Source organism: Mycobacterium sp. SMC-4, assembly GCF_025263265.1.
In the GTDB taxonomy this organism is placed as follows: domain Bacteria; phylum Actinomycetota; class Actinomycetes; order Mycobacteriales; family Mycobacteriaceae; genus Mycobacterium.
This window is the reverse complement of record NZ_CP079869.1, coordinates 769,348-793,743: the sequence shown is the minus strand read 5'-3', so window position 1 is coordinate 793,743 and position 24,396 is coordinate 769,348. Positions and strand designations below refer to the sequence as shown.

At 66.0% G+C, this 24,396-nt stretch carries 23 protein-coding genes and 2 riboswitches; of the genes, 15 read left to right on the top strand and 8 right to left on the bottom strand.

Annotated elements, in window-relative coordinates; translation table 11 throughout:
• Positions 1-57: 57 nt before the first annotated feature.
• From KXD98_RS03800 to KXD98_RS03780, 5 genes are all read left to right on the top strand, one after another.
• Complete coding sequence (locus KXD98_RS03800) at positions 58-1,053, top strand: methionine ABC transporter ATP-binding protein (protein ID WP_260761950.1); 996 nt, start codon at positions 58-60, stop codon at positions 1,051-1,053.
• Entirely contained in the window at positions 1,050-1,760 is a 711-nt protein-coding gene (locus KXD98_RS03795) for a methionine ABC transporter permease (protein WP_260761949.1), read from the top strand. The genes KXD98_RS03800 and KXD98_RS03795 overlap by 4 nt, the downstream gene beginning before the upstream one ends.
• Positions 1,757-2,647, top strand: coding sequence for a MetQ/NlpA family ABC transporter substrate-binding protein (locus KXD98_RS03790; RefSeq protein WP_260761948.1), 891 nt, complete (start codon positions 1,757-1,759; stop codon positions 2,645-2,647). Before KXD98_RS03795 ends, KXD98_RS03790 begins: the two co-directional genes overlap by 4 nt.
• 121 nt (positions 2,648-2,768) lie before the next feature.
• Complete coding sequence (locus KXD98_RS03785; RefSeq protein ID WP_260761947.1) at positions 2,769-4,358, top strand: MFS transporter; 1,590 nt, start codon at positions 2,769-2,771, stop codon at positions 4,356-4,358.
• Positions 4,359-4,403: 45 nt separating this feature from the next.
• Positions 4,404-4,715 (top strand): hypothetical protein, encoded by a 312-nt coding sequence (locus KXD98_RS03780; protein ID WP_260761946.1) that lies wholly within the window; start codon positions 4,404-4,406, stop codon positions 4,713-4,715.
• A 57-nt stretch (positions 4,716-4,772) separates the two neighbouring features.
• On the opposite strand, the gene KXD98_RS03775 is transcribed toward KXD98_RS03780, so the two are convergent.
• The 3 genes from KXD98_RS03775 to KXD98_RS03765 all read right to left on the bottom strand — a co-directional run bounded on the left by KXD98_RS03775 (position 4,773) and on the right by KXD98_RS03765 (position 9,655).
• Complete coding sequence (locus KXD98_RS03775; protein ID WP_260761945.1) at positions 4,773-6,428, bottom strand: NERD domain-containing protein; 1,656 nt, start codon at positions 6,426-6,428, stop codon at positions 4,773-4,775.
• Positions 6,429-6,494: 66 nt separating this feature from the next.
• Complete coding sequence (locus KXD98_RS03770; RefSeq protein ID WP_260761944.1) at positions 6,495-7,448, bottom strand: mechanosensitive ion channel family protein; 954 nt, start codon at positions 7,446-7,448, stop codon at positions 6,495-6,497.
• Positions 7,449-7,498: 50 nt separating this feature from the next.
• The gene (locus tag KXD98_RS03765) at positions 7,499-9,655 is read right to left on the bottom strand and encodes an EAL domain-containing protein (RefSeq protein ID WP_260761942.1); all 2,157 of its coding nucleotides are present in this window, start codon (positions 9,653-9,655) and stop codon (positions 7,499-7,501) included.
• A gap of 364 nt (positions 9,656-10,019) precedes the next feature.
• Between KXD98_RS03765 and KXD98_RS03760 the strand changes: the two genes are divergently transcribed.
• From KXD98_RS03760 to KXD98_RS03735, 6 genes are all read left to right on the top strand, one after another.
• Positions 10,020-10,331: a WXG100 family type VII secretion target gene (locus KXD98_RS03760; RefSeq protein WP_260761941.1), complete on the top strand. Its 312-nt coding sequence runs from the start codon at positions 10,020-10,022 to the stop codon at positions 10,329-10,331.
• Complete coding sequence (locus tag KXD98_RS03755; RefSeq protein WP_260764966.1) at positions 10,331-10,615, top strand: WXG100 family type VII secretion target; 285 nt, start codon at positions 10,331-10,333, stop codon at positions 10,613-10,615. The genes KXD98_RS03760 and KXD98_RS03755 overlap by 1 nt, the downstream gene beginning before the upstream one ends.
• A complete protein-coding gene (locus KXD98_RS03750; RefSeq protein WP_260761940.1) occupies positions 10,612-11,880 on the top strand; it encodes a hypothetical protein in 1,269 nt (422 codons plus the stop codon). The genes KXD98_RS03755 and KXD98_RS03750 overlap by 4 nt, the downstream gene beginning before the upstream one ends.
• On the top strand, positions 11,873-12,133 hold the full coding sequence (locus KXD98_RS03745; protein WP_260761939.1) for a hypothetical protein: 261 nt from the start codon (positions 11,873-11,875) through the stop codon (positions 12,131-12,133). The genes KXD98_RS03750 and KXD98_RS03745 overlap by 8 nt, the downstream gene beginning before the upstream one ends.
• 260 nt (positions 12,134-12,393) lie before the next feature.
• Positions 12,394-12,678 (top strand): hypothetical protein, encoded by a 285-nt coding sequence (locus KXD98_RS03740; protein ID WP_260761938.1) that lies wholly within the window; start codon positions 12,394-12,396, stop codon positions 12,676-12,678.
• Positions 12,679-12,715: 37 nt separating this feature from the next.
• A riboswitch (SAM riboswitch) is annotated at positions 12,716-12,828 on the top strand.
• Positions 12,829-12,859: 31 nt separating this feature from the next.
• Positions 12,860-13,243: a hypothetical protein gene (locus KXD98_RS03735; protein WP_260761937.1), complete on the top strand. Its 384-nt coding sequence runs from the start codon at positions 12,860-12,862 to the stop codon at positions 13,241-13,243.
• A gap of 357 nt (positions 13,244-13,600) precedes the next feature.
• Here KXD98_RS03735 and KXD98_RS03730 read toward each other — a convergent pair whose 3' ends face one another.
• Positions 13,601-14,611 carry a metallophosphoesterase gene (locus tag KXD98_RS03730; RefSeq protein ID WP_260761936.1) on the bottom strand — a complete coding sequence of 337 codons (1,011 nt, stop codon included), beginning with the start codon at positions 14,609-14,611 and terminating at the stop codon, positions 13,601-13,603.
• 185 nt (positions 14,612-14,796) lie between these two features.
• Positions 14,797-14,914, top strand: a riboswitch (SAM riboswitch).
• Here KXD98_RS03730 and KXD98_RS03725 point away from each other — a divergent pair.
• Positions 14,900-15,526, top strand: a complete 627-nt coding sequence (locus KXD98_RS03725) for a hypothetical protein (protein WP_260761935.1) — start codon at positions 14,900-14,902, stop codon at positions 15,524-15,526. (Overlaps the previous riboswitch by 15 nt.)
• Here KXD98_RS03725 and KXD98_RS03720 read toward each other — a convergent pair whose 3' ends face one another.
• Positions 15,527-16,183 carry an NrtR DNA-binding winged helix domain-containing protein gene (locus tag KXD98_RS03720; RefSeq protein WP_260761934.1) on the bottom strand — a complete coding sequence of 219 codons (657 nt, stop codon included), beginning with the start codon at positions 16,181-16,183 and terminating at the stop codon, positions 15,527-15,529. It abuts the gene before it with no gap.
• Positions 16,184-16,250: 67 nt separating this feature from the next.
• Here KXD98_RS03720 and KXD98_RS03715 point away from each other — a divergent pair, with 67 nt between their 5' ends.
• A complete protein-coding gene (locus KXD98_RS03715) occupies positions 16,251-17,624 on the top strand; it encodes an ADP-ribosylglycohydrolase family protein (RefSeq protein WP_313901265.1) in 1,374 nt (457 codons plus the stop codon).
• Between the two features lie 213 nt (positions 17,625-17,837).
• On the opposite strand, the gene KXD98_RS03710 is transcribed toward KXD98_RS03715, so the two are convergent.
• From KXD98_RS03710 to KXD98_RS03700, 3 genes are all read right to left on the bottom strand, one after another.
• Entirely contained in the window at positions 17,838-18,389 is a 552-nt protein-coding gene (locus KXD98_RS03710) for an EVE domain-containing protein (RefSeq protein WP_260761933.1), read from the bottom strand.
• Positions 18,390-18,827: 438 nt separating this feature from the next.
• Positions 18,828-21,302 (bottom strand): AAA family ATPase, encoded by a 2,475-nt coding sequence (locus KXD98_RS03705; RefSeq protein WP_260761932.1) that lies wholly within the window; start codon positions 21,300-21,302, stop codon positions 18,828-18,830.
• A complete protein-coding gene (locus KXD98_RS03700; protein ID WP_260761931.1) occupies positions 21,299-21,628 on the bottom strand; it encodes a nucleoside triphosphate pyrophosphohydrolase in 330 nt (109 codons plus the stop codon). The genes KXD98_RS03705 and KXD98_RS03700 overlap by 4 nt, the downstream gene beginning before the upstream one ends.
• Positions 21,629-21,699: 71 nt before the next feature.
• Here KXD98_RS03700 and KXD98_RS03695 point away from each other — a divergent pair, with 71 nt between their 5' ends.
• Positions 21,700-22,767 carry an HNH endonuclease gene (locus KXD98_RS03695; protein ID WP_260761930.1) on the top strand — a complete coding sequence of 356 codons (1,068 nt, stop codon included), beginning with the start codon at positions 21,700-21,702 and terminating at the stop codon, positions 22,765-22,767.
• 361 nt (positions 22,768-23,128) lie between these two features.
• Positions 23,129-24,381 (top strand): IS3 family transposase gene (locus KXD98_RS03690; RefSeq protein ID WP_260760098.1). Its coding sequence is split into 2 segments (ribosomal slippage): positions 23,129-23,402 and positions 23,402-24,381, totalling 1,254 coding nucleotides; the frame shifts between segments, so codons are not numbered across the junction.
• Positions 24,382-24,396 lie beyond the last annotated feature (15 nt).

Below are 24,396 nucleotides of genomic sequence, written 5' to 3'. Positions count from 1 at the left end.
AACGTGACCGACCGACGGCGATGACGCCTGCGTCCCTCACTTCCCAAAGGATCCTCCATGATCGAGCTCACCGAGCTGACCAAGGTCTACGGCCGCGGAGAACACCGCACCGTGGTGCTCGACGGCATCACGTTCCGGGTGCAGGCCGGCGAGATCCTCGCGGTGGTCGGCCCGAGCGGCGCAGGCAAGAGCACCCTGGCCGAGTGCATCAACCTGCTGACTGCGCCGACGTCGGGGTCGGTGGTCGTCAACGGCGAGGACCTCACCACGCTGTCGGCAGACAAGTTGCGGGTGGCGCGGCGGCGCATCGGGACGGTGTTCCAGTCTGCCGGTCTGCTGGAGCGGCGCACGGCAGCCGAGAACGTCGCTTTGCCACTGGAGTATCTCGGCGTCACGGCAACCGAGTCCCGCAAGCGGGTCGCCGAACTGCTCGATCGCGTCGGCCTGTCCGCACGGGCTGACCATTACCCGTTCCAGCTGTCGGGCGGGCAGAAGCAGCGGGTCGGCATCGCGCGCGCTCTCGCGTTGCGTCCGTCGGTGCTGCTGTCCGACGAGGCGACCGCAGGCCTGGACCCGTCGACCACCGCATCGGTGGTCGACCTGTTGCGCGAGCTGCGCGACGACCTCGACCTGTCGATCGTGTTCATCACCCACGAGATGGACACGGTGCTCAAGGTCGCCGACTCGGTGGCACGTTTGGACCACGGCACCATCGTCGAATCCGGCCGTCTGACAGATCTTCTGACCGACCGGGACTCTGCGCTCGGCGCCGAGCTGCGCCCGCAGGGGGTGGCCACCCGACCCGCGGCGGGCCAGCAGGTGTGGAACGTGGTCTATGACTCCCCCGATGTGCCCGCGGACTGGATCGCCCGCGCGTCGGCCGATCTGGGTGCGCCGATTGCTGTGCTGGGCGCTTCGGTGCAGGAGGTTCACGGCGTGCCGGTGGGCGCGGCGACCCTGGGTATCCCCGCCGAGCTCTCCGATCGGGCCGCGGCGGTGCTGGCCCGCTACGGCCTGGCCACCGGCGACGTGCTGCTGCGCGGTGCGGCATGACCGAAACGCTTGTGGCCAGCAAGGTTCCGGTGGGCGAGCTGCCTGGGCTGTTGTTCCCCGCTCTGCTCGACACCTTGACGATGGTCGGCATCGTGATGGCGATCGTGGTTCTGGTCGGGGTGCCGCTGGGCGCGCTGGTGCACAATCTGGCACCAGGCGGATTGTTCGAGAACCCAGCCCTGCACACGGTTTTGAGCTGGGTGATCAGCATCGGGCGTTCGCTGCCGTTTCTGATCCTGATGGCCGCGATCATGCCGTTCACCCGGTTCATCACCGGAACCAACATCGGTATCGCGGCCGCGGTGGTGCCGATGTCGCTGGCCGGTATCGCGTTCTTCACCCGCATCGTGGAGAACTCGTTGCGCTCGGTGCCGCCGTCGGTGGTGAAGGTGGCTCGCGCCTCCGGCGGGTCACGTCTGCAGATCATCCGCACCGCGCAGCTCAACGAGGCGGTCCCGTCGATCCTCGGCGGTCTGACCATCAACGTCATCGCGATGATCGAGTACTCGGCAATCGCCGGAACCATCGGCGCCGGCGGAATCGGTTACGTCGCAGTGACCTACGGCTATCAGCGTTTTGATCAGGGCGTCATGCTCGCCACCATCGTCATCCTCGTCGTCACCGTCGCCGCCGTGCAACTGGTCGGCGACGCACTCGTCCGCTTCACCACACCGCATGCCCGCCTGAGAGGAACCGTCACCGTATGACCGCCACCGATACTCCCGTCGAGCACGGATTCGAACTGAAGAAGCGACCGACATGGTTGTGGATCGCGGCCGGCCTGGCCGTCGCGATCGTGGCGGTCATCGCCGGACGCTTCCTGTTCTTCGCAGAATCCCAGTCCGCCAACGAGATACCCGGCGCCACGCTGGTGGTGGCCACCAACGAGGGCAACGCCGCCGAGCAGGCGCTCATCGAGTTCATCGCCCGTGAGGTGGCGCCGCGCCACGGCATCACGGTGGCGTTCCGCGGGTTGGCCGACAGCAACACGATCAACCGCGCCGTCAGCGACGGCGAGGTGGCCGGCACGATCTATCAGCACAAGCTGTGGTTGGGCCAGGTGCTGGAGGCCAATCCGGACTTCCGCGAGGAGGCCGCGACACCGGTGTTCCGGTGGGGTTTCGGGATCTGGTCGGACAAGTACACCGACGTGGCGCAGATCCCGGACGGGGCGAACATCTCGCTGTACTCCGATCCGGCCAATGAAGCCCAGGGTCTGTGGTTGCTCGAGCGCGCGGGACTGATCGGGCTGAACCCGGAAGTCGACAAGTGGACCGCCACGCAGAAGGACATCGTGGCCAACCCCAAGAACCTGAAGTTCACGCTGCTGGACTTCGCCGCGCAGTCGCGTTCGCTGCCCGACCTGGACGCCGCGGTCGGTTACACCGAGTACTACCTGGCCGCCAAGGTCCCGATCGAGCGACAGATCTTCGCCCCGCCTGCCCCGGACGAGTTCGCCGGCCAGCTGACCATCGGCAGCCGCTGGGCCGACACCGACAACATCACAAAGCTCGTCGAGGCCTTCAAAGATCCAGCCGTGCAGAACTTTCTGGCGACCGACCCCTCGGTGAAGGGGATCCTGCTTCCGCTCTGAGCCGACGTCGCCGAGCGGCGCAGAATCGGCGCGCGCTCTCCTGCTGGACACCCCGCCTTGGGCGCTGTTCACGGCAACGGGTACACACCCCTACTGTGAGCATCGACCACAGGAGGGGTGGATGACGGCGGAAGACACCCGATCGCCGTCGACGTGGGCGCCGCTGCAGAACCCGGTCTTCCGCGCGTTGTGGATCGCGCAGTTCGTGTCCAACCTGGGCACCTGGATGCAGATGGTCGGCGCGCAGTGGATGCTGGTCGGCGACCCGGGTGCGGCGGTGCTGGTGCCGCTGGTGCAGACCGCGGCGACGTTGCCGGTGATGCTGCTGGCGTTGCCGTCGGGCGTGCTGGCCGACCTGATCGACCGGCGACGACTGCTGATCGCCACCCAGGGCGCGATGGCCGCGGGGGTGGGTCTGCTCGCGTCGCTGACCGGGTTCGGGTTGACGACGCCGGCGGTGCTGCTGACGCTGCTGTTCCTCATCGGGTGCGGGCAGGCGCTCACCGCGCCCGCCTGGCAAGCCATCCAGCCCGACCTTGTTCCGTCGCACCAGATTCCGGCGGCGGCGGCGCTGGGCAGCATGAGCATGAACGGCGCGCGGGCGATCGGGCCGGCGATCGCGGGTGTGCTGGTTTCGGTGGCAGGTCCGACGCTGGTGTTCGGGCTGAACGCGATCTCGTTCATCGGGATCGTGGTGGTGTTGGTCTGGTGGCGTCGGCCCGCCGTGCAGAACGAGTACCCGTCGGAGCGCGCTCTGGCGGCGCTGACGACGGGTGGCCGCTTCATCCGCAGCTCGCCGATTGTGCGCCGCATCCTGCTGCGGGCGGCACTGTTCATCGCCCCGGCCAGCGCGCTGTGGGGACTGCTGCCGGTGATCGCGGCCAACCAGTTGGGGTTGTCGTCGTCGGGCTACGGGTTGCTGCTGGGGTCGTTGGGTGTGGGCGCGGTGGCCGGTGCGTTTGCGCTGTCGGTGTTGCGCCGATGGTTCGACCAGAATGCGCTGCTGACCATCGGGGCGGTCGGTTTCGCGGTGGCCACCGCGGTGCTGGCGCTGGTGCACGTCTTCGCGCTGGTGGTGGTGGCCCTGGTGATCGGCGGCGCGTCGTGGCTGTTGTCGTTGTCCACGCTCAACGCCTCAATGCAGCTGAGCCTGCCGGCGTGGGTACGCGCCCGCGGCCTGTCGATGTATCAGCTGATCTTCATGGGTGGCCAGGCGCTGGGATCGCTGGCGTGGGGGCTGCTGGCCGGCGGCACCAGCAGCGTCACCAGCCTGCTGGTCAGCACGGTGTTGCTGCTGGTGTGCGCGTTGTCCTCGCTGTGGTGGCCACTGCACGCCAAGACCGGAAACCTCGATCTGTCGCCGTCGGCGCACTGGCCGGAGCCGATGCTGGTTTTCGAGCCGGAGCCGCTCGACGGTCCGGTGATGGTGTCGATCACCTACCGGGTGGACCCGGACCAGGAGCCGGAGTTCCTGGCGGCGATGGCGGTGCAGGGTCGCTCGCGGCTGCGTACCGGGGCGTCGCAGTGGCAGCTTTACCGCGACGTCGAGCACGAGGCGACGTTCGTGGAAACCTTCATCGTGCGCTCGTGGGGTGAGCACATGCATCAGCACTATGTCCGCCAGACCGGCCAGGATCTGCTGATCGAGCAGGCGGTGCTCGCCCACGTGGTGGGCACGCCGGTGTCGCATCACTACCTGGCCGTGCGCTAGCCGCTCGCCGCGCGCCGCAGCGGCGGGTGGTCGAGAATTGACGTCATGGACAGGGCCGAGCTCAGCGACGTGGCGTGGGAGCTCGTCGAGCACTGCCGCGCGTCGCTGGTCGGCGACGAAGTGAACACGGCGTTCGTGCTGCTGGGGATCGGAGAGTACGGCGAAGCGATGGTGCTGGCCCTCGAAGCGGTGGTACGCGGGCCGAATCCGGCCCTGCCTGCGGAATTGTTGGCGCGGCTGGCACATCTGCCGCACACGCATTTCGTCGATGACCAGTTCGTCGCGCTGCTGGACACGCTCACCGGCCGCCCAGTCTCGGGTGTCGAGTCTGCGCTCACGGCGCAAAAGTGCGAGTAACCCCCACCGCTGACGCAGCCTCAACGCCAGACCCCACCGCGACCGCAGACTCAATGGCTAACTGTCGATGTTCAGCCGGCGCGCCAGGTCGGGTCCGCCGACGGCACGGATGAAGTCCGGGTCCCCGCACACCACCAGTTGATCGCGCGCCCGCGACAGCCCGACGTAGAGGCGTTCGCGGGAACGGTCGAACGCCGAGGCCTCGTTGACCACCAGCACCACCGCGCGCCGCTCCAGCCCCTTGAACCCGAGCACGTGGCCGTAGAACACCTGCTCGGCGTCCCAGAAGCTGTCCCAGTAGGCGGCGCTTCCACCGGTTTGGCGTTCCCGCTGCTCGGGGTGGCGGGTTCCGGTGGTCAGCAGCGCGACGTCCTCGGGCCGCCAGCCCTGCTCGAGCAGCGCCTCGACCTCGTCGTCGCCGGCCTCCATCGCCTCGGCCGCTGAGCACGCCACGTACTTGACGGCCGGGCCCTCGCCGCCGAGGAACCGCATCGGGTGGTCGACCAGTGGTTGGAACGCGTTGGCGATCTGGCGGGTGTTGCGCAGGTTGTGGTCGAGCACCAGCGGGACCAGCGGCACCGGCGGTGAACCGTAGCGGTTGAACACCCGCTGGCCTTCGTCGGTGAACACGTACAGCGCGCTGGTCTCTTCGTCTTTCAAGGCCGCCAGCAGCGGATCCCACCACGCGTCGGCGAAGTCCTGCGCCTCGTCGACGACGATCGCGTCGAAGCGGTGCCCGGTCTCCAATTGCGCTGCCAGCTCGGTCATCTGGGCGGGCAGGTCGTGTTCCCAGAACTGCACGGTCTGCTCGGTGCGCAGCGCTTCGTCGGGGCCCTCGGGGGCGCCCCAGGTCTTGCCCAGGTCGTGGAACTCGCCGACGTAGGCCGGGCGCTGGCGGCGGTTCCACGCATCGGTGATGCGTTCCAGATACGACGCCAGGCCGTGTGAGTAGCAGACCAGCGCCACCCGCTTGCCGTTGCGGGCCAGCCGCCGGGCCTGCTCCATGGCCAGGAAGGTCTTGCCGCTGCCGGCACCGCCGCGGATCTCCACCCGGTGCAGCAGCCGGATCGCGTCGAGGATCACCGACTGGTGCTCGGTGAGGATGTCGGCGGCGTCCTCGTTCTCCAACGCGCGTGCCACCACGGAGCGCTGCGGCAGGCCGCGACCGCTCAGCGCCTCACCGAGCTGGGCGATGCCGTCGCGGGTCAGGTACGGGCGGTCGAGTTCCTGGCTGTGCAGGATGTGGCGCAGCTTGGCGGCGATGTCGGCCAACTCGGTGCGGTCGATGACTTTCCAGCGCGGGCAGTCGGGCAGCGCGAAGTCCTCGGCCAGATCGACGTTGGGCAGCACCACGACGTGGTCCCAGCGCAGCCGGCCCTGCGTCCAGGCGGGGTCGCTCTCGATGAAGCTGCGCAGCGCGTAGCACGCTTCGCGGGCCTGACGGACGGGGTCGATCTCGGCCTCGCGGCCGCGGCGCTTCTGCCGCCAGGTGTGGCCGTCGTGCCACACCTCACCGCCCTTGACCTCGACGCAGACGATGCCCGCTCCCTCGATCGCGACGAAGAAGTCGACCTCGTGGTCTTTGAGGTGGTCGGTCACCCGCTTGCCGGGGATGACCAGGTCCCCCGGTTCGAGCTGGTCGATCAGCGCTTGCCACACCCGGCGTTCGGCGCCGTTGGCCAGCCGCGGTGTCTCGGCGACGGTGATGCTCACTGGCGATACCCCCCTTTATCAGGGGTGATCGTAGCCAGCCGGACCGACGCTCAGGTGGGACCTCGGCTACTCGCCGATCCCGCCGACCAGCGTGGGGATGCGGCCGGGTGGGTAGGGCAGCTCGATGCCGTTCTCGTCGTAGGCCTTGAGGATCTCGCGGCGCAGCCGGCGCTGCACCGACCACTGCGCGCTGGGCTTGGTCTTGACGGTCATCCGCAGCGTGACCTGGTCAGGCCGTAGTTCCTGCACACCGAGCATCTCGGGTTTGCCCAGCACCTTGGCGGCGAGTGCGGGGTCGGCCAGGGCTTCTTCGGCGGCTGCCACGGCGACCTCCTCGGCCCGGGCCATGTCGGTGGACAGCGCGACCGGCACCTCGACGCGGGCCACCGCGTAGTCCTGGCTCATGTTGCCGACGCGGGCGATCTCACCGTTGCGGACGTACCAAAGCGTGCCGTCGATGTCGCGAACCGTGGTTACCCGTAGCCCGACGCTCTCGACCTCACCGACCGCTTCGCCGAGGTCGACGATGTCGCCGACGCCGTACTGGTCTTCGAGCAGCATGAACACGCCGGTGACGAAATCGCGGACCAGGTTCTGGGCGCCGAAGCCGATGGCCAGGCCGACGACGCCGGCCGAGGCGATGAACGGGGCGATGTTGACGCCGAGGACGTTGAGTACGCCCAGCACCACCCAGACCAGCAGCACGATCGACACCGTGGACTTGAGCACCGAGGCGATGGTCTGAGCGCGCTGCTGGCGGCGTTCGGCGGTCTCGGCGCCGCTGGCCGAGGACGGGGCGCGATCGCGCAGGTGCCGCAGCAGCGGCGGCCGCTTGCTCTGCTCACCGCCCTTGTCGCGGTCCTTGCGGGTTCTGCCGGTGGCGGCGCGGTCGATCATCCGGTGTAGTACATAACGCGCGATCAGGACGACCAGGATGTAGGCAACGATGCGAATGGGCACCTCGATGAGCCAGTGTCGGTTCGTCTCTGTCCATTCGAAAGCCAAGCTGTAGACATCCATGATCGCCAGTATGCGTACCCACCGGACGGGCGGGCAATCACTCTGCGCGGTTAATTCGGCAAAGTCGGCGCATCGATGTCGACGTTCGGGTACCAGGTCGTCCCGTCGCGTGTGCGTCGCTGTTGGTACATGTGCTGGTCAGCGCAGTCGAGCACGTCGTCGATGCCACGACCGTCACCCGGCCGGTGCGCGGCGAATCCGATTGTCAACGCCACCCGCATATCGGTTCCGTCCGGTAGTGCGATGGGCGCACGGTCGAACTGCGCTGTGATCCGGCCGGCCAGCAGCGTCAGAGCGGCGTCGTCCGTTGTCTCGGTGATGACGAGAAATTCGTCCCCACCCCACCGCACGACCAGGTCATCGTCGTTGACGGCGGCCAGCAGTCGGGTGGCCACTTCGACGAGCAATTGATCACCGGCGTGGTGGCCGCACTGGTCGTTGACGGACTTGAATCTTTCGATGTCGCAGAACAACACGCCGTAACCCGCGTTGTCGGCGTCGAGTTGCTCCAGGCGGCTCCATCCGGCTGAGCGGTTGGCGATCCTGGTCAATGGATCGGTGGCCGCTTGACGGGCCAGTTCGGCCTCACGCATCCGGTCGGCAGTCACGTCGACGATCTGGGAGACGAAGCACAGTGGACGGTCGCGCGGTGCGTGCACCAGAACGGCGGTCAACGCGCACCACACGACGCGTCCGTCGGCGGCCAGGTAGCGCTTGTCCATGCGGTAGGAGCGCCGGCGCCCTTCCAGGCATTCGGCGACCAGCGCCAAGTCGGAATCCAGGTCGTCGGGATGGGTGATCTGCTGAAAGGTCATGCCTGCCAACGTCGGTCGGTTGTAGCCGAGCATGGAGCGCAAGGCCCGGTTGGTGCGCAGGAACGTCCCGTCCAATCCGACGACCGCCATGCCGATCGGTGAGTACGCCAAAGCCAGCTCAAAAGGCCGCTCCCCCAACAGATCAGCCGGTGTGGGCAAGTGCTCGGGCGCGACGGCGGCGGGTGCGGTCGGGAAACCATGATCGTACGGTTGCGGGCGGCCCAGGTAGAAGCCTTGCGCCTGGGTGATGCCGGCGGCCGCGACGGCGTCGAGTTCACCTTGGGTCTCCACGCCCTCGGCGATCACCGTCGCACCGATCTGCCCAGCAAACTCGGCGATGGCCTGGGCGAGCCGGCGTCGGGCGTCGTCGGCGTCGATGTGGCGGGTGATGGACTGGTCGATCTTGACCAGCTCGGGCGCGAGTTCCAGGACGTGCGAGAACGACGCGAAGCCGGCCCCGACGTCGTCGACGGCCAGCCGCATGCCCTTGGCCCGGCACGGCTGCAGGACCTCCTCGAGCGCGGCGTAGTTGGGCACGGCGTCGTGCTCGGTGATCTCCAGGACGATGCGCGATGCGTCGACCCCGGCGAGCAGCTCAGGCCACGGCATGGCCAGCGCTGCGGTCGGCGAGATGTTCATCGCGACGAAGACGTCCTCGGGCAACTGCGGGATCAGCGACAGCACTCGGCGCACGATCGCGGTCTCCAACTCGACGTCCAGACCCAGCAGTGCGGCCTGGCGGAAGAAGGCGTCCGGCTGGAACGGTTCGCACGGGAAGCGGGAGAGTGCCTCGACCCCGACAACCTTCCCAGTGCCGGCGTCGTGGATGGCCTGAAAGACCACTTCGAAATCTTCCTCGGCGACCACTCGTCGGATGGCTTTGCGTTGCTCGACGGTGGGGTCGGCGGCTCGCGCGGGCGAGTCGATCAGAGTTCCGATCAGGTCAGCGACCTGTTTGACGATGCGCAGATCGTCGTCGGTCAGGTAGGGCTTGGCGTCCTGGCTGACCACACAGACCATCCCGACCATGGTTCCGCCGGCGCCGAGCACCGGCACGCCGAGGTAGGCCCCGATGCCCGACTCGCGGGTGACCGGCAGTGCCGCGGTGATCTGGTTGGCCGAGGTGTCGGGAATGACCGCCGGCAGCCGTCCGTCGATGACGCGTACGCAGTAGGACTCCGACAGCTGGGAGCGCTTGCCCGCGGAGACGTCCAGCGCGTCGGCGTCGCCGTCGAGGACCTCGATGACCTGCATACCGTCGTGAAACGAGGACAGCCACGCGGTGTCGAGTCCGAGGCGTTGCCGCAGCACGCCCAGCAGGGTGCGAGCCAGGTCCACAGGGATCTCCGGCCGGTCCGCGGTGAAGCCGAGGTTCACCGGCTCTGAGGACATAGCAAAAAATGATAGTCGCGACAATTACGTGCCCGCCGCGCAACCCTCAATGATGGCAGCGCCTGTCAAGCTGCAGCAACGGCGTGCTACGACAGGCTGCGGTGCGCGATTCCGGCCCTGGGTGCACATATACGCATCCAACAGGCAAATTACGAGGGTCTTCGTCGCGAAATCTGGGCGGGTGAATCGGCACGCGTGAGACTGCGCTCACGGCGGCAAAGTTCGAGAAAGGTCAACCCTGGACGCAGTCTCACGCGTGTCCGGTGGCCACGGTGTCCGGCGGGGACTGGTCCCGAAATTGGTGCCGCGACCCCCTCTTGTGCGCCTTTAGGCTCGACGAGGACATACCGCCGCCGAGGAAGCCATGGACCACCTGAGAGTAGATCCGGACGTCGCGTTCGCCACTTCCCGTTCACTGGGCAATGAGGCCGTCGAACTGCACGAGCAACTCACCGGCCTGCAACGGGACTGGGACAACCTGTCACGCGGCTGGACCGGAGCCGCATCGTCGGCCTATGCGCCGTGGTGGGCGCAATGGTTCGACGGTGCAACCACTCTGGTGAACTCGCTGGAGGATCTGTCACGCAAGGTCGCCACGGCCGCGGCGCACTATGCCGGTCAGGACAGCAGGTCCGCGGAGTCCATCGACTCTGCGGCAACACCCTTGGGATTGTGATGCGTTACCGCGTCGAGCTGGATGAGCTGCTGGCGTTCGTCGACCGCCTGCAGGCGTTCGAACAGCGCGCGGAGGAGGTCGCCGCACGTGTCAACGGCCAGGTCGACGCCTTACACACCACGTGGTCCGGGGGCGGCGCCGAAGCCCATCAGGCTCGGCATTCCGAATGGATGGCCGCTGCCGCGCAGATGGGTGACGCGCTCGCACAACTGCGATCGGCCGCGCATCATGCGCACCACAACTACACCGATGCGGCGCAGCTGAATCTCGACATGCTGCGATGACGGTCCAAGACGTCGATCCCGACACGTTCTACGCGGTCGGGGAGGGCCTGTTCAGCAAGGCGGGCGCGCTCTATGACGCGTTCAGCGTCAACGTCGCGATCCTCGGTGAGACCGCGGCGATGGCGGGAACCGATGACACCGGTACCGCCTGGGCCGCATCGTATGACCAGCGCGTCGCCGAAATCCTTTCTGCGGTCAACGACCTGACGCAGGCGATGGAGAACTACGGCGGTGTGGTGATCCAGGCCGGCTACAACCATGCCGTCGCCGAACACAACGCAACACCAGACCGGGGAGCTGCGCCACCGGTGAAACCGCCGGAGCCGGTCAGCTCGGCCGGAGTTCTGGCGGCTCCGCCCTCAGCCGGCGGCCCGGGCACCGGGTTGCTCGACAATGTCGGCCTGATGCAGCAAGTCGGTGTCCCGGTGCCGGACGGCGATACCGACAAGGTGTCCACGGCCGCCGATGCCTGGGACCGCCTGGCCACGGTGTACCAGACGACGACTATCGCCGAAGGGCTCGGCGTCGCCGCCCGCGCGTTTGCCGACACCAGATCTCCGGAGGTCGAGTACCTCGTGCGCGACCTGGAGGAGTTACGCAGCGCGACCTCCGTGATACTGGACGGGTGCGCCGAGCTGGCCCGGTCCTGCCGGGATTACCAAGCGGCACTTGATGACCTGCGGGCATCCCTGGAGAGCATCCTCGAAGACCTCGCGGTCGAATTGGCCACCACCGCAGCAATAGGTGTCGCCGCGTCGTTCGTGTCGTTCGGCGCCGGAGCGGTTGCGGCGACCGCCAAGGCGGCACATTCGGTCACCAAGTTCGCCCGCATCATCGCTCAAGCCGTCGGGGCGTGGAAGATTTCGAAGAATGTCAGCAGGGGTGTCAAGAGCGTTCACGACCTCGCCGGTGTGCGGCAGAATCTGCAGCGCATCAAGAATCTGGGGCGGAAGAACAAGCCGGAAGACAAGCCTGCGGTGCCCAAAGTCGAGATTCCCGACTCAGCTCCGAAACAGATCAACGGCTACACCAAACATGCCGAGGAACAGATGGCCGGACGGGATGGTGGGATCGGTGTCAACAAACAAGCTCTAGAAGACGCCTTCAACCGTCCTGTCCAAGATGTCGAGCGCCTTGTGGACGATCGAGGCAGGATCAGCTACAGATACACCGGGGACAATGCGACCGCCGTGGTCAACGAACAAGGCAAAGTAATCACCGGCTGGGCCAACAACACCGGCGGAACAGGAGGACCTGGTGGATAGCGGTTTCGGCTTTCTCGCCAATGCTGAGTCCGAACTACTCAATGAGGTCGTCGCCCGACGCAACCCTGAGCTCGCCCACCGCCTTCGGCACACGAGCGCGGTGTCGCAGTCCGACGCCGAAGCGATCGTGAACGCCCTCGGTGATGAATTGGCCAACAACCTGGATGACGACTGGGAGCCAACCGAATACGGTCTTGTCGTAAGCGGTCTACTCGCCAGGTTCAATGCCGCGCGGATCGCCGAATGGCCCTGACTATCCCCGGCTTGCCGGCAAGTCCGGCCCTCCTGGGTGCACCGTTGGCATGGGGCGGCAATATGCCAATTGAACAGCGGAACCAGATGTTGTCGCAACCAGACACTCACACCCCGGAGTCTCTTGGGCGACTCTCTGTAGCGCGCCCTGGCTTCGCCCGGCGACTGATAACGAGGTGGGTCGTAACGGCACGCTAAGTGAGGAGGTTCAACATGCTCGGATGGTCAGTGACGGTGCACCGCGACTCGTGGGGTCCGTCGATGTCGAAAGACAAGATCCTCGCGCGCTGGGATGCTGGCATCAGCGGGGTGGACTGGGTTCTCGCACTCATCAAGAACCGCAAGGGCGTCCAGCTGGCAAAAGGAGGCTACCCCTCCACCTTCAGCGTGTACGCCGAAGACGTGCTGCCACTGATCGGTGATCCGGTACCGCCGGACAGCCCGTTGAACGAGCCCGGCGTCCGGAATGTGTATCTCAACCGCGAGACGATCGCTCAATGCAACAGCCACGAGCGGCTGCTGGTTGAAGTATGGGATCAGAGCTAGCTGCAGCGTCGAAGCTACGCAGCTACAATCAAAGCTGCTTCATGAGTTGCCGTCGGCAAGCTCCGACTGGACGGCACGCCAACCCCACGCTCGTGGGTGGCTCGGATGACGAAGCGGCGGACACCGATCGGTTGTCGGCAAGAGCGCCTCCAGCCCGGAGGCACCGGCTGTGGGAGTTTCGATGAAAGAGCATGTCTGGGACCTTTCCGGCACGGCCAAGCACTGCGAACTGTATGTGCCGGGCCATCGGGTGCACTGGATCCACTTCAACCATTCGATGCGAAAGCCGTCCAAGGTCATCCCCGCCACGGCGACGGTCGACGACCACGACCTCGTCCACATCCATATCGACGGCGGTGAGCCCCTAGTAAGGTGGAATCACCAGGCTGAATTGGTGCGAAAGGCTTTGGAGCGCTTCGATGGCCGTGCGGAGTGGAAGCCTCGCTGGTACCTACTCGTGGTCCCCGCGGAGTCGTCAGTGGGCAGTGCGGGCAGCGTCTTCAACATGGCTCGGCCGGACCAACGGCGGGGGTGTATGAATGTTGAACCGCCCCCTATCTCATGACCACGTTGCGAAGTGAGGCTGCAGGTGGCTGACGTGAAACACCCCAACTGGCAGTGCCCAAAATGCAAGAGGGTCATTTTCTGGGCGGGAGCGACCTCGCACATGAAACGGCACCGCCGAAGCTGAGCTAATCCCAAGGGCATGCCGCGATCGTGCCGTTGCGACGCTCCGAGCGCGGTACGCCTCGCCCGCTGCCGCCCGCTGATGTGGACATCACCAAGTCGCTGAAGAAAGGTGGTCACGAACTCCGGGCCCGCGCCCGGCACCGGTGATGCCCACAACTACCTCCCCCCGTCAGTCACGATCGATGGTTATCAACCCCGCCGACATCCCGCCCGTCCAGAGTTCGCGGGCGGTCTAGGAAGATTGTCCGGCGACGAAGTAGTTCTCCGGTCGGATGCGGTCCTCCCCCGACCAGCGATAGGCGGTCAGCGCCCCACCCCTGACCGCGCTGAAATCGACACACGCTGTGTAGTCGGTCCAGTCCTCGTGACGTTCCGGTGCGCCCTGCCGCCAGTAGTGGCCGTAGATCACCGGCACGGTGTCGGTGTACACATACGAGCGGTGCTCAGCCGACACCTCGATGTCGGGTAGCGCGGGATACGCGTTACCGTCTGCGGTGGTGAACTTTGAGGTCATCGCAGCCAGTTCTCTTAAGGTCCTGGCGGTTTCGACCCACCATTGCACCCGAGCCTTGTCCCGTGGGTCCTTGCTTCTGTCGTGATACGGCGCCAGGCCATGGTCGGTCAGGCTGATCTCGGGGCCCTTGAGGAGCGTCTCTACCGCTCGGTACGCGGGAGCGTCCGGCGCGGAGGCGCGCGCCAGCTGCTCGATCGAGGTGAAACGGCTACCGCCAAGCTCCCCCTGCAGATAGGTGATCGAGTCCTCGTGCCAGCAGGCGTGCACTACGCGGAGTCCGCCAAGGTCGAGCCACAGCGGAAGCGTCCAGAACCAGTTCAGATAGCTGCTTCGTTCCCTGGTACTGAGCTGCTCGATGAACGCCGCGTGCTGGCGCTCATTCTTCGCCGACCATTCGTTGGTCGGGTCGTCGTGCGGGCGCAGGTATCTCCCGGAGCCCGCCGGCCACTCGGCGGCATAAGCCATCGCATTGAATTCGTGGTTACCCAACACCATGTGCGCGCTGCCACTGTCGACCATCGCCTTGACGGTCTCGAGGACTTGCCGCTGTTGTTCTCCGGTGTCAATCAGGTCGCCGACGAAGATCGCCGTCCGGGCCGGGTGCGCGTACGCACCGCCCCGCCCGGTCGGCTGGTAGCCCATGGCGTCAAGCAGCTCGTACAGCGCGTCGGCGCAACCGTGGACGTCGCCGATGACGTCGTAGCCCACGGTGTCGAGGTGTGCCCTCATCTGTCCCCCTTCGTCGTTGGCCTCGTTCAAAGGCGTGGCTTCTTGCGTGGGACATCGGCTGTGCGGCGCCGGGATGTCCGACCTCAAACCGTGGGGCGAAGCGGCTCCCACGTTCGCACCGGGCCGACAACTGCACGGTAGCAAGGCCTACCGACATGTCCGCGCGATCGTCTATTCTGGTGGCAGCTCACGAGCGGACGGCTGTTCGGGTACCTGGTCCGCCGTCCCGGCAACCGCGCGATACCACCGCACGGTGCCCCAGGGGAAGAGCGGGCACGCGGTGCGAGCGTGCAAGCGGTGGACGCCCGACGGTGGCGTCGCCAGGACGGCGAGACGATGACCGAACACTCATTCAGTGCAACCGATGCCGCGCTGCGCCAACGTCTTCTCGAACTGTCGGTGCACATTCCGTGCGGCGGCATTCGCGGGCCAGTGCACCGCGCGGTATCGGCGAGTCCAATGCTGTGGCAGTCGTGCCGCTGCGAGGACTTCCCGGTGAAGTGGGACCGCAAGTGGGCCGATGTCTCCCGCGACTACGACCTGTGCATCATCTGCTTCCGCGGGACCGCCGGTGGCCGAGCGCGGTGGGCTCATCTGGCCTGCACCGACTGCAACTCCGTTCGCCTCACTATGCGCGATCTTCCGCCCTTGAAGCTCGAGCGGCACAGTCTGGCGAATGGGATCGGCGTCCGGCTCAATGCCAACGCTGAAGTCAAGGCAGAGCAAGTTGAGCGCCTCAAAGAGTTCAGGCGCGGCGACGATCGCCTGCGTGAGTGGCGGCGGTACGAATATCAGCGACTGGCCGCCAGTTTCGATCCGCTGGCCGATGTTCCGCTGCGCGAGTGGCAGAAAGTGCACCCGCCAGGCCGGGATGCATCGCGCGACGCTTTCGCTCGCCTGGCCAGCCGCGAGTGATCAATCGGCGGGGCGTCGGAACAGTTCGGCAGGACGGCCGCGTCCTCGACTGGCGATGGTGCCCGTCGCGATCAGTTGGGGTTCCATGACGCGGCGAAACCAGTCCCGCTGCAGAGGCCGCCCGGCGACCTGTTCATGCGCGAACCTCAACTCGCGGATGGTGAAGTGGTCACCGAGCAGCCCGTAAGGGTCTGGCTTGTCGGTGTATTGGACACGGAGGTGATCGACCGCGCGGGCGATGATGTCGGCGTGGTCGTAGATGAGCCGGCCCGGGGAGTGCACCGGCACGAGGCGCGTGGTGTCCGGAATGCGCGACTGCAAGAGGTCGGGCCGGACGACGTCGAGGTGTGCCACGGACAGGACCCAGCCGCGGTCGTCGCGGGATGGGTCGTCGAAGACGTGGAGCTGGCGCGGATGCAGGCCGCTGACATTGGCTTTCACCCTCAGAGACCGGTCGACGGCGTCGGCCAGGGTCTCGCCTTCGTGCAGAAAGGTGCCGGGTAGCGCCCAGCCCCTGCCCGCCGCGCGGCGGACCTGCAGAACGAGGAGACCTTCGTCCTCGTCGAGGGTGAACACGGCGGTGTCCACGGCGACCGATGGCCGCGGATAGTCGTCGAGCGACCGCCCGCTGCTGTCCCGGTAACCCGCCTTGTCCATGGTGGATCAGCCTACCTTGACATATTTAGCGCATATCTGCTCTAATTGTTTTCGAGAGGGGGTCGGGATGACAGCACAAAAGGATCGAATCGAAGGGGTGCTGCTGACGACGGCAGCAGGGGACGCGCTAGGGGCCCCGTACGAGTTCCAGCCGCCGCGCGGGCCCGAGCTCGACGTCGCGATGGTCGGGGGTGGCGTGTGGCAGCCGGGCGAGTGGACCGACGACACTGCGATGGCGGTCGCCATCGCGGAGGTCGCAGCGACGGGTGCGGACCTGCGCGACGAAGCCGCCCAGGACGACATCGTCAGCAGGTGGCTGCAGTGGTCGCGCGACACCAAGGACATCGGTATTCAAACGAGTTCGGTACTGCGGACAGCGGCGATCGGCACGACGATCACGGCGAAGCGCGCACGAGCCATGTCCGAGGACCTGCACCGGCGGACCGGACGCACGGCGGGCAACGGATCGCTGATGCGTACCGCGCCTGTCGCTCTGGCCTACCTCGACGATGCGGATGCCATGGTGGAGGCTGCTCGCGCGATCAGCGAGCTGACGCACTTCGACCCCGATGCTGGCGACGCCTGTGTGTTGTGGTGCAGCGCTATTCGTCACAGCGTGCTCACGGGCGAGCTCGATGTGCGAGTCGGCCTGCGGCATCTGGACTCTCAGCGTCGCGAGCTGTGGTCGGCGCGATTGGATGTCGCCGAGCGGTCGAGGCCGGTCGACTTTCCGAACAACGGCTGGGTGGTGGCGGCGCTGCAGGCGGCCTGGTCGGCGATCGTGACGACACCCGTCCCCACCGATGATCCGGCTAGCGGCGTGTTCCGGGCCGACCACCTGCGCTTGGCTCTTGATTCCGCGGTGCGGGCGGGGTTCGACACCGACACGGTCGCGGCGATCGCCGGCGGCCTGCTCGGTGCCGTCCACGGAGCGTCAGCAGTTCCGCTGGAGTGGCGCACGCTCTTGCACGGCTGGCCCGGGGGTACTGCGCGCGGACTGGTGAAGCTGGCCGGTGCGATTGCGCGCGGGGGTCGGCCGGAGCGGTTCGATCCCAGCTACCGCGGCTACCGCATCGATGCGCTCGCACGACATCCTTACGACGACGGGGTACTGCTGGGTGGGGTCGGTGCGCTGCGGGATCTGCCTGGCGACGTCGACGCGGTGGTGTCGCTGTGCCGGATCGGTGACGACGATGTCCCCCGCGGTGTTCCCCACGTCGAGGTGCGGCTGATCGACCGCGACGGAGCCGACGAGAACCCGCATCTGGACTGCTGCACTGCGTCGAAGCCCAAAGCCGGACACCATCGGTCGCGGCACTGTACGGGGCGCGCCTTCGAGGGGTGGGCGCGGATGAAGCAATCGACGCGATACTGCGGGTTCTTCCGCGTGCTCGGCCGAACGCGGCTTTCAGAGAGGCACTGGACCGCTTTGCTCCGGTAGTCGGTCTTCGAAAAGGCTAGGCAGTCGACTTAAAATCGATTCAGTTATCCGGCGGGCTGACACGCGTCGCTCAGGTCGAGGAGAGTCTGACGCATCTTGTGCACTGCAGGAACCAATGCGGGTTCACCGCGTGCTCGCTGAGCCGCCTGTTAGTTCAGAAATGCGCCTCTCCGCGATCATCCGGCGGAGCAGAGCTGGCTTCATTTACCCGCTCTATCTACTAGCGCTGCGGATTCCAGGAATGACCTCGAACAGCTCAGCGGGAAACTTGGTCAGGTATCCCTGCTGGGCACGGAGTTCCCTTCGCCTATAACGAATGAACGGAAAGTAAATCGGTTTTCCGTAGGCATCTTCGAGCGCCGCTTTCACGTCCATCAACTGATCAATTTCAGCCAACAACGACGATGAAGAAACTGGTCTACGGAAACGTCTCAGACCGTCGAGGACTACGAACCAAGTATCAGGCGACGAATCAGAGTCATCGTCATAATAGTCGCCGTCGTCGTAGTAGTCGTGGTCGTCGGCGATTACTCTTGGCTCCTGCATGGCCTTCGACCAACCGACGAGGGATGGCTCGCGGTCGGCTTCCCACGCCTTCCAATGCAACACCTGATCACCAGGCCGAACCCAAGAAGCAAGTTGATCGGACCAAACGTCTCTCACAGGACACCAGAGATTGGTACCGATGTCTTCGTCTGGGCGATGAGTAATCTCCATCCAGTAACGCTGCGCTGGATCGTCGAGCCACCAAGTGTGCAGTCCCACGAACAAAGCCTGCCTCAAGTCGTACACATCTCGCCAGAGAATGTGTGAGGTGCTAGCAAATGCACGGCTCCGGTTCGCCATCCGCTTGAGGATTCGTTCGCGATTCGAGGTCCCGCACCGCGCCGATCAGGTACCTCACCTCCGCAACGGAGGGCTGCAGCTCGTAGGCATGCCGATGCACGGCGCGACTCAGCCCGTGCCATACGCGTTTAGCGCGGTCCGCCAGCTGTCGGCCGCGAAGCGTTTCCAGCGCTATGAGTTTGGACCGTGTGGTGGGGTACCCCGATGCTTCTTCCGACCAGGATGCATTCTGTTCGTCCAGCCACTCCTCGAGCACAGAACGCGCCAGCAGCGCCGCTATCCGCGGCCCCCGTGCCTCCAAACCGTAGGCACCGTCCAGCAATCGGTCAGCGTGGTCGAGCAAGGAGAGACGCCCGGTCACGACGTCAGCTTCGCAAGGTCCGCGGTCGCCAGGCGGGCACACCTGACGACGTCCAGATAGTCGTCTACGCCGCGGTGTGCGCCTTTGGTCACAGCGGTCATCGTCGCGCGCCGGGCCGAACCGCCGGACAACCACCTGTCGATCGCCGACTCGTTGGACGGATCCACCGCCAAGCCAACGCGCTGACGCGTCGTGGTCGCCGCGTCCCACACCTGTTCGGTATCAGCACGTGAGTGCCCGGTGGAAAAATGTCGTGCCGAAAATACGTCCCAGGCAACGACTTCCAGCGCCTCACGGCACAGCATCGGGACCGCCTTTTTCTTGACGTCGGCCGGAACCGCGTCATCGACGGCGATGGCGTAGGCGTCATCCAGCAGTCGGTCGGCAGGACGGGTCGATTCAACAACGGAGACCACGGAGTTCGGCCCTCGAACAATCTCGATGATGTGCGCCGGCGCCCGGGTGGAGCGAGTGGCGGAAGGCAACCGGTCGTCGTGGGTGAAGACGATCACCTGCCGGGTCTCAGCAAGACGGACCAGGACCTCGAGGAAGCCATCGATCTTCGACGGATCCATGGCTTGGATAGGGTCGTCGAGGACCAGGAATCTGAAGGGACTCGATGGCGAGGTCGCGCGCGGGATGAAGATCGCCAGAGACAGCGCCTGCAACTCGCCCTGACTCATCACGCCGAACGCGTCGGTATCGGAGCCGTCGACTTCGGCTTTGAGAACCACTCGGCGGGAGGTGTTTTGACCTTCTAGCCGGATCTCGCCCAGATCGACGTTGCTCTCCTGCCGCAGCGCACCCCAGATGCGTTTGGCCTCCCCCGCCAGCGGGGCGATGCGTTCATTGCGCAACTCCCCGGCATTCCGATGGAGCCACTTGATCGCCTCGTCAGCCATCTTCAATTTAGGCGCCGCCTCGGCTGCCTTTTCGGCCCTCCCGACCCACTCGGCCAACTCCACGGCGACCGCTCCCCAAGCGTCGGCACGTTCCTGGATCAGTTGGGCAGCCTCGGCGCGGAGATGGGCATACGCGTCTTGCAGGGGACCGAGACTGTCCGATATATGCTCGGCGAGACCAGCCTCACCGTCAGCAGGCACCTTCACGAATGCGTCGTATGCAGCGCGGGCGTCTGCGAGTGTCGTCAGGTCCGGGTCGGCCGGGGGTGGGGCGGCGACGTCGCGCAGCGCGGCGAGTACCGCCGAGCGGGCCTGCGCGGTAGCCGCCCGCGCGGCGGTCAGCGATCGCGCTGCTTCCTGCTCCTGCTCGAGTGCGGCGCGCGCCGCGACCGCCCAGGTGTCGTCGAGTGTCCCGGACCCGCACACCGGGCATTTCTGGTCACCGAAGTGCTTATGGAAGTCGAGCCCCATCTCCAACAGCTTGGCCCGCTCAGCGGCGAGGGCATCCGACCGCTGCATCTCCTGGCGCTCGCTCTCGGCGGCGGAGCGCAGCGCCTCGCACCTGAGTCTCATGTCCCCGGACTCTGGCGTGCTCAGGCGCTCGGCGCGCACCCACGCCTGCGGGACAGCGTTGTTCGTGCCGTCGGTGATCAGGGGCCGCACGGCGTCGAGGTCGGGTTTGGTCTTCTTGAGCTGCGACAGGGCCGTGGCAGCACGCGGATCATCGAGGGACTCCAGCTTCGGCCTCAGCGCGTCGCGCGCTTTACGGGCCTCGTACGCAGGTTGCCGCAGCTGTTTGACCTCACCGTCGAGGCGGGTGATCGCCTCGTTGAGTTGTTCGAGCCCCAGTAGCTTGTAGAGCTGGTCGTAGAACGCGCTGGGGGTGCCTTCAAGAATCCCGCTGAGCTCGTCATAGCTCAGCAGGGGGCGGTACATCTCAAGGGCGGTTTCCCAGCCCAACGTGGCAATAGGCTCCTGCTTCTTACCGGTGCGCTGCACCCACCTGGTGCACTCGTCCACGGCTACGTCACCGGCAGACCAGTCGACGCCGATGACCGTGGTGCCGGCGCCCTCCTCGGCCAGACCGACGCGGATCTTCGCCGTATCGCCGGCGTGGAGGTTGCGCCAATCCTGCGACCAGATCGCGGGCTTGTTCCTCCATCGGGAATTGGTGCCGGTCAGGGCGAGCTCCAGCCCCTCGGCCAGTGTCGACTTGCCCGACCCGTTCCGTCCGGCGACGACCGTCAAGCCTGGTCCCGGCCGGAGAGGCAGCGTCGTCTGGGGACCTATCCCGCGGAATCCGGCGACGCTGATCGAGGTGAGGTAAGCACCCACCGGCTCGGCGGCGGTGTTGCCCGGCGTAGTCAGCGCTGTGACGAGTTCGGACCGCGTGATTTCGTCGCCAAGGACCTCGGCCAGGTCGTCGGCCCCCTCCATAGCCGCCAGAACGACCAGCCGGGCCTCCTCGCTGAGGTCGGTGTCCTCGTCTGCGCGCGCCAGGACATAGTCCTTCAGCCGGGCGTCCGGAGCCGTCCCACCGGATTGGTCGTCCGTATGCGACGTCGTCACAGCTCCCCCAATGCTGGATCGACGGAATCGAGCCACAGCCGCATGGCAAAGCCTCCCCGCTTTTCCCGCTTGATTCGTGCGACTTCGCCGATGGTATCGAGCGTCACGCCGTGTTCGGCGGCGATCGCGGCGAGGACCTCCAGAACGTCGGCAGCCTCCTCGACGACCGCCTCCCGCGTTTGCGCAGCTTGGAGCTCGGATGCCTCCTCTTGGAGCTTGTCCATCAGGGCTTCGCGATAGGCGCTCGGTGACAGGGTGGAAACCTGCGGGGTACGGCCTGACGCCCGGATGAGGTCGGGAATCTTGTCACGGACGAGTTTGCCCATGTTGTCCCCCCTGCTCGTCATAATGCGATGGTGCGTTTGTACCTGGGTGAAGTGACAACGAGGTCGGGCCGGTGACCTCTGAGACGGTGGACCCGCTGCTGCTCGGCCAGCGGGTGGTCGCGATCCTGGAGACGGGCCTGCGGACGGCAACGTACAAGCTGGCCACACTGATGGCCCTGATCGAGCACTGCATCGAGAACCTGCCCGAGAGCCCCGCCGACACTCTTCACGTACCGCTGCCGGAGCTGGCGCATCGCGTGTTGGAGACCTACTGGCGCCAGGTGCGGCCGTTCGACGGGCACGAGCTTCGCCAGTCGACGCAACCGCGCGCACGGATACTCCTTGCCACCAGCCGGTTGCGCGCCGCAGCGGACCGAGCCGGGTCGGTGGAGATCGCGCGTATGCGCGTGCCGGCCGACTACCAGACGGCGATCGACGCGATCGTCTTGTGCCTGGCTCAGCAGCCGCTGCATCGGCTGCAGAGGCTGCCCGGCGCGACGGGTAGCGACCCGTTCCTCTACGACGACTCGTTCCTCCACGACCATGTGTCACGTTCGGCACTGCTCGCGCACGGGGACGCGATTGAACTCAGACCGGGAGTCGCCGCCGGGCTCGCGCGTTTGGCCGGCCTGTTGAAGCCGGCCCTCGAGATCATGTGGGTCGAGGACGTCCGCCGAATGAACAAGTTCCTCGATGCGGAGGTCCCCGACGTCGCCGGACATCTGTTCGGCCGCGAGCGGACAGCTCTGTCTTCAGTGCGCGAGCCGCTCAAGGAGGCATTCGGACCACGCTGCTTCTACTGCAGTGCCCGCCTGCCGGCCAACAACCCCGTCGACCACGTCCTGCCCTGGTCGCTGGTGGGCATCGACGGACTGTCGAATCTGGTGCTGGCCTGCGCTCGATGTAACGGTGACAAGGGCGGTGCGCTCCCAGCGGTCGGTCTAGTTGACCGCGTGCTGCAGCGTGACCGAATGCTGTTGGAGGAGATCGCGTCTGCGCTGCAATGGCCGACCCAGCATGAGCGCGTCGTGGCGGCGGCGCGTGGGATCTATAGAGGCCAGCCTGCTGGTGTGCCGACGTGGTTGGGGTACCGGCAACGGGAGCGGCTGGACATCAGCTTTCCGCCGGGATGGGTGTAGTCGCAGGGACGTGCTCGGAAAGTTGGCCGGCAAATCGCGGAACTGGTAGACCCTGAAATGTACGCAACGTTGCTCGCCTTCCGCGATGGCGGGTATCCAGCGACGACACAGAGAGGCGGGGCGCCTCGATCCCTACCTACACTGATACTGATTGACTTCTCGCAGGGGGATCATTTCGTGGATTCATCGATTGACGACGAAGCAGTCGCGGTGCTGCGCCGCGGGCTGGGCCCGGCTGCACACTTTCGTGATGGGCAACTGGAAGCCATCAGGACTCTAGTTCAAGACCGCGGTCGGCTTCTTGTTGTGCTGAATCGTCCCGGGTTTGATGCCGCTTCCTTCTGTGAGAAGGATGGCGAGTATGGCCAAGCATTACCCGGTCGAGCAGCGTGAGCGTGCGGTGAGGATGGTGCTCGATCACCTCGGTGAATACCGGTCCGTGTATGCCGCGTGCGCGGCGATCGGCCCGAAGGTCGGCGTCGGCAAGGAATCGCTTCGCCGGTGGGTGTTGCAGGCCCAGGTCGATGCTGAGCAGCGGCCCGGTGTCACAACTGCCGAGCAGCAGCGCATCCGCGAGCTCGAGCGGGAGAACCGGGATCTCAAAGAGGCCAACGAGATTCTGAAAGCTGCCTCCATTTTCTTCGCGCGGGAGCTCGACCCGCGCAACCGCTGATCTGCGGATTCATCGACCAGATGCGGACGGCCGGCTACCGGGTCGAGTCGATCTGCACGATCCTGCGTGAGCAGGGTCTGCAGGTCGCCCCACGGACCTACCGCAACTGGAAGACCGCTCAGCCCTCGGCGCGCACCATCACCGATGCACACCTGACCGACGCACTGCTGAGCACCGTCGGCAGCCCCGAGGGCATGTACGGGCGGCGCAAGATGACCGCTCACCTGCGACGAGAAGGCCATCAGGTGGCCGCCTGCACGGTGGACCGGCTGATGCGCGACGAGGGACTGTCCGGAATCACGCGAGGCCGGCGGCATCGCACCACGATCCCGGACAAGGGAGCGGCCCGGGCGACGGACCTGCTCGACCGCGACTTCACCGCCACCGCCCCCAACCGCAAGTGGGTCACCGACTTCACCTACGTGCCGACCTGGTCGGGGTTCGTCTACGTGGCATTGGTGATCGACTGTTTCTCGCGGGCCATCGTCGGCTGGCAGGTATCCAAGACCAAAGACACCGCGATGGTCACCACCGCGCTGAAGATGGCACTGTGGCGCCGTGACCATCACGGCCACACCGTCGGTCAAGGATTGATCCATCACAGCGACGCCGGATCCCAGTACACCTCGATCGCGTTCGCCGAAACCCTTGTCCTGGAAGGGATTGCAGCCTCCATCGGCAGTGTCGGGGATGCCTACGACAATGCATTGGCCGAGACCACCATCGGGTTGTTCAAGACCGAAGCGATCGGGGCGGGTAGCCCGTTTCGGCCCGGGCCTTTGCGAAACCTCGACGACGTCGAGTACCCGACGATGGAATGGGTCGACTGGTACAACAACCGCCGCCTGCACAGCGTCTTGGACTACGTCCCACCCGCCGAATACGAGACCGCCTACTACGCTCAACTCCGGGCATCCCAGCCGGCGATGTCTCAAACATGAAGCCGGCATCAAACC

Bases quoted from the DNA above. Each gene is read 5' to 3' on its own strand.
- KXD98_RS03800 (WP_260761950.1), top strand. From the start codon at position 58: ATGATCGAGCTCACCGAGCTGACCAAGGTCTACGGCCGCGGAGAACAC.
- KXD98_RS03795 (WP_260761949.1), top strand. From the start codon at position 1,050: ATGACCGAAACGCTTGTGGCCAGCAAGGTTCCGGTGGGCGAGCTGCCT.
- KXD98_RS03790 (WP_260761948.1), top strand. From the start codon at position 1,757: ATGACCGCCACCGATACTCCCGTCGAGCACGGATTCGAACTGAAGAAG.
- KXD98_RS03785 (WP_260761947.1), top strand. From the start codon at position 2,769: ATGACGGCGGAAGACACCCGATCGCCGTCGACGTGGGCGCCGCTGCAG.
- KXD98_RS03780 (WP_260761946.1), top strand. From the start codon at position 4,404: ATGGACAGGGCCGAGCTCAGCGACGTGGCGTGGGAGCTCGTCGAGCAC.
- KXD98_RS03770 (WP_260761944.1), bottom strand. From the start codon at position 7,448: ATGGATGTCTACAGCTTGGCTTTCGAATGGACAGAGACGAACCGACAC.
- KXD98_RS03765 (WP_260761942.1), bottom strand. From the start codon at position 9,655: ATGTCCTCAGAGCCGGTGAACCTCGGCTTCACCGCGGACCGGCCGGAG.
- KXD98_RS03760 (WP_260761941.1), top strand. From the start codon at position 10,020: ATGGACCACCTGAGAGTAGATCCGGACGTCGCGTTCGCCACTTCCCGT.
- KXD98_RS03755 (WP_260764966.1), top strand. From the start codon at position 10,331: ATGCGTTACCGCGTCGAGCTGGATGAGCTGCTGGCGTTCGTCGACCGC.
- KXD98_RS03750 (WP_260761940.1), top strand. From the start codon at position 10,612: ATGACGGTCCAAGACGTCGATCCCGACACGTTCTACGCGGTCGGGGAG.
- KXD98_RS03740 (WP_260761938.1), top strand. From the start codon at position 12,394: ATGTCGAAAGACAAGATCCTCGCGCGCTGGGATGCTGGCATCAGCGGG.
- KXD98_RS03735 (WP_260761937.1), top strand. From the start codon at position 12,860: ATGAAAGAGCATGTCTGGGACCTTTCCGGCACGGCCAAGCACTGCGAA.
- KXD98_RS03730 (WP_260761936.1), bottom strand. From the start codon at position 14,611: ATGAGGGCACACCTCGACACCGTGGGCTACGACGTCATCGGCGACGTC.
- KXD98_RS03720 (WP_260761934.1), bottom strand. From the start codon at position 16,183: ATGGACAAGGCGGGTTACCGGGACAGCAGCGGGCGGTCGCTCGACGAC.
- KXD98_RS03715 (WP_313901265.1), top strand. From the start codon at position 16,251: ATGACAGCACAAAAGGATCGAATCGAAGGGGTGCTGCTGACGACGGCA.
- KXD98_RS03700 (WP_260761931.1), bottom strand. From the start codon at position 21,628: ATGGGCAAACTCGTCCGTGACAAGATTCCCGACCTCATCCGGGCGTCA.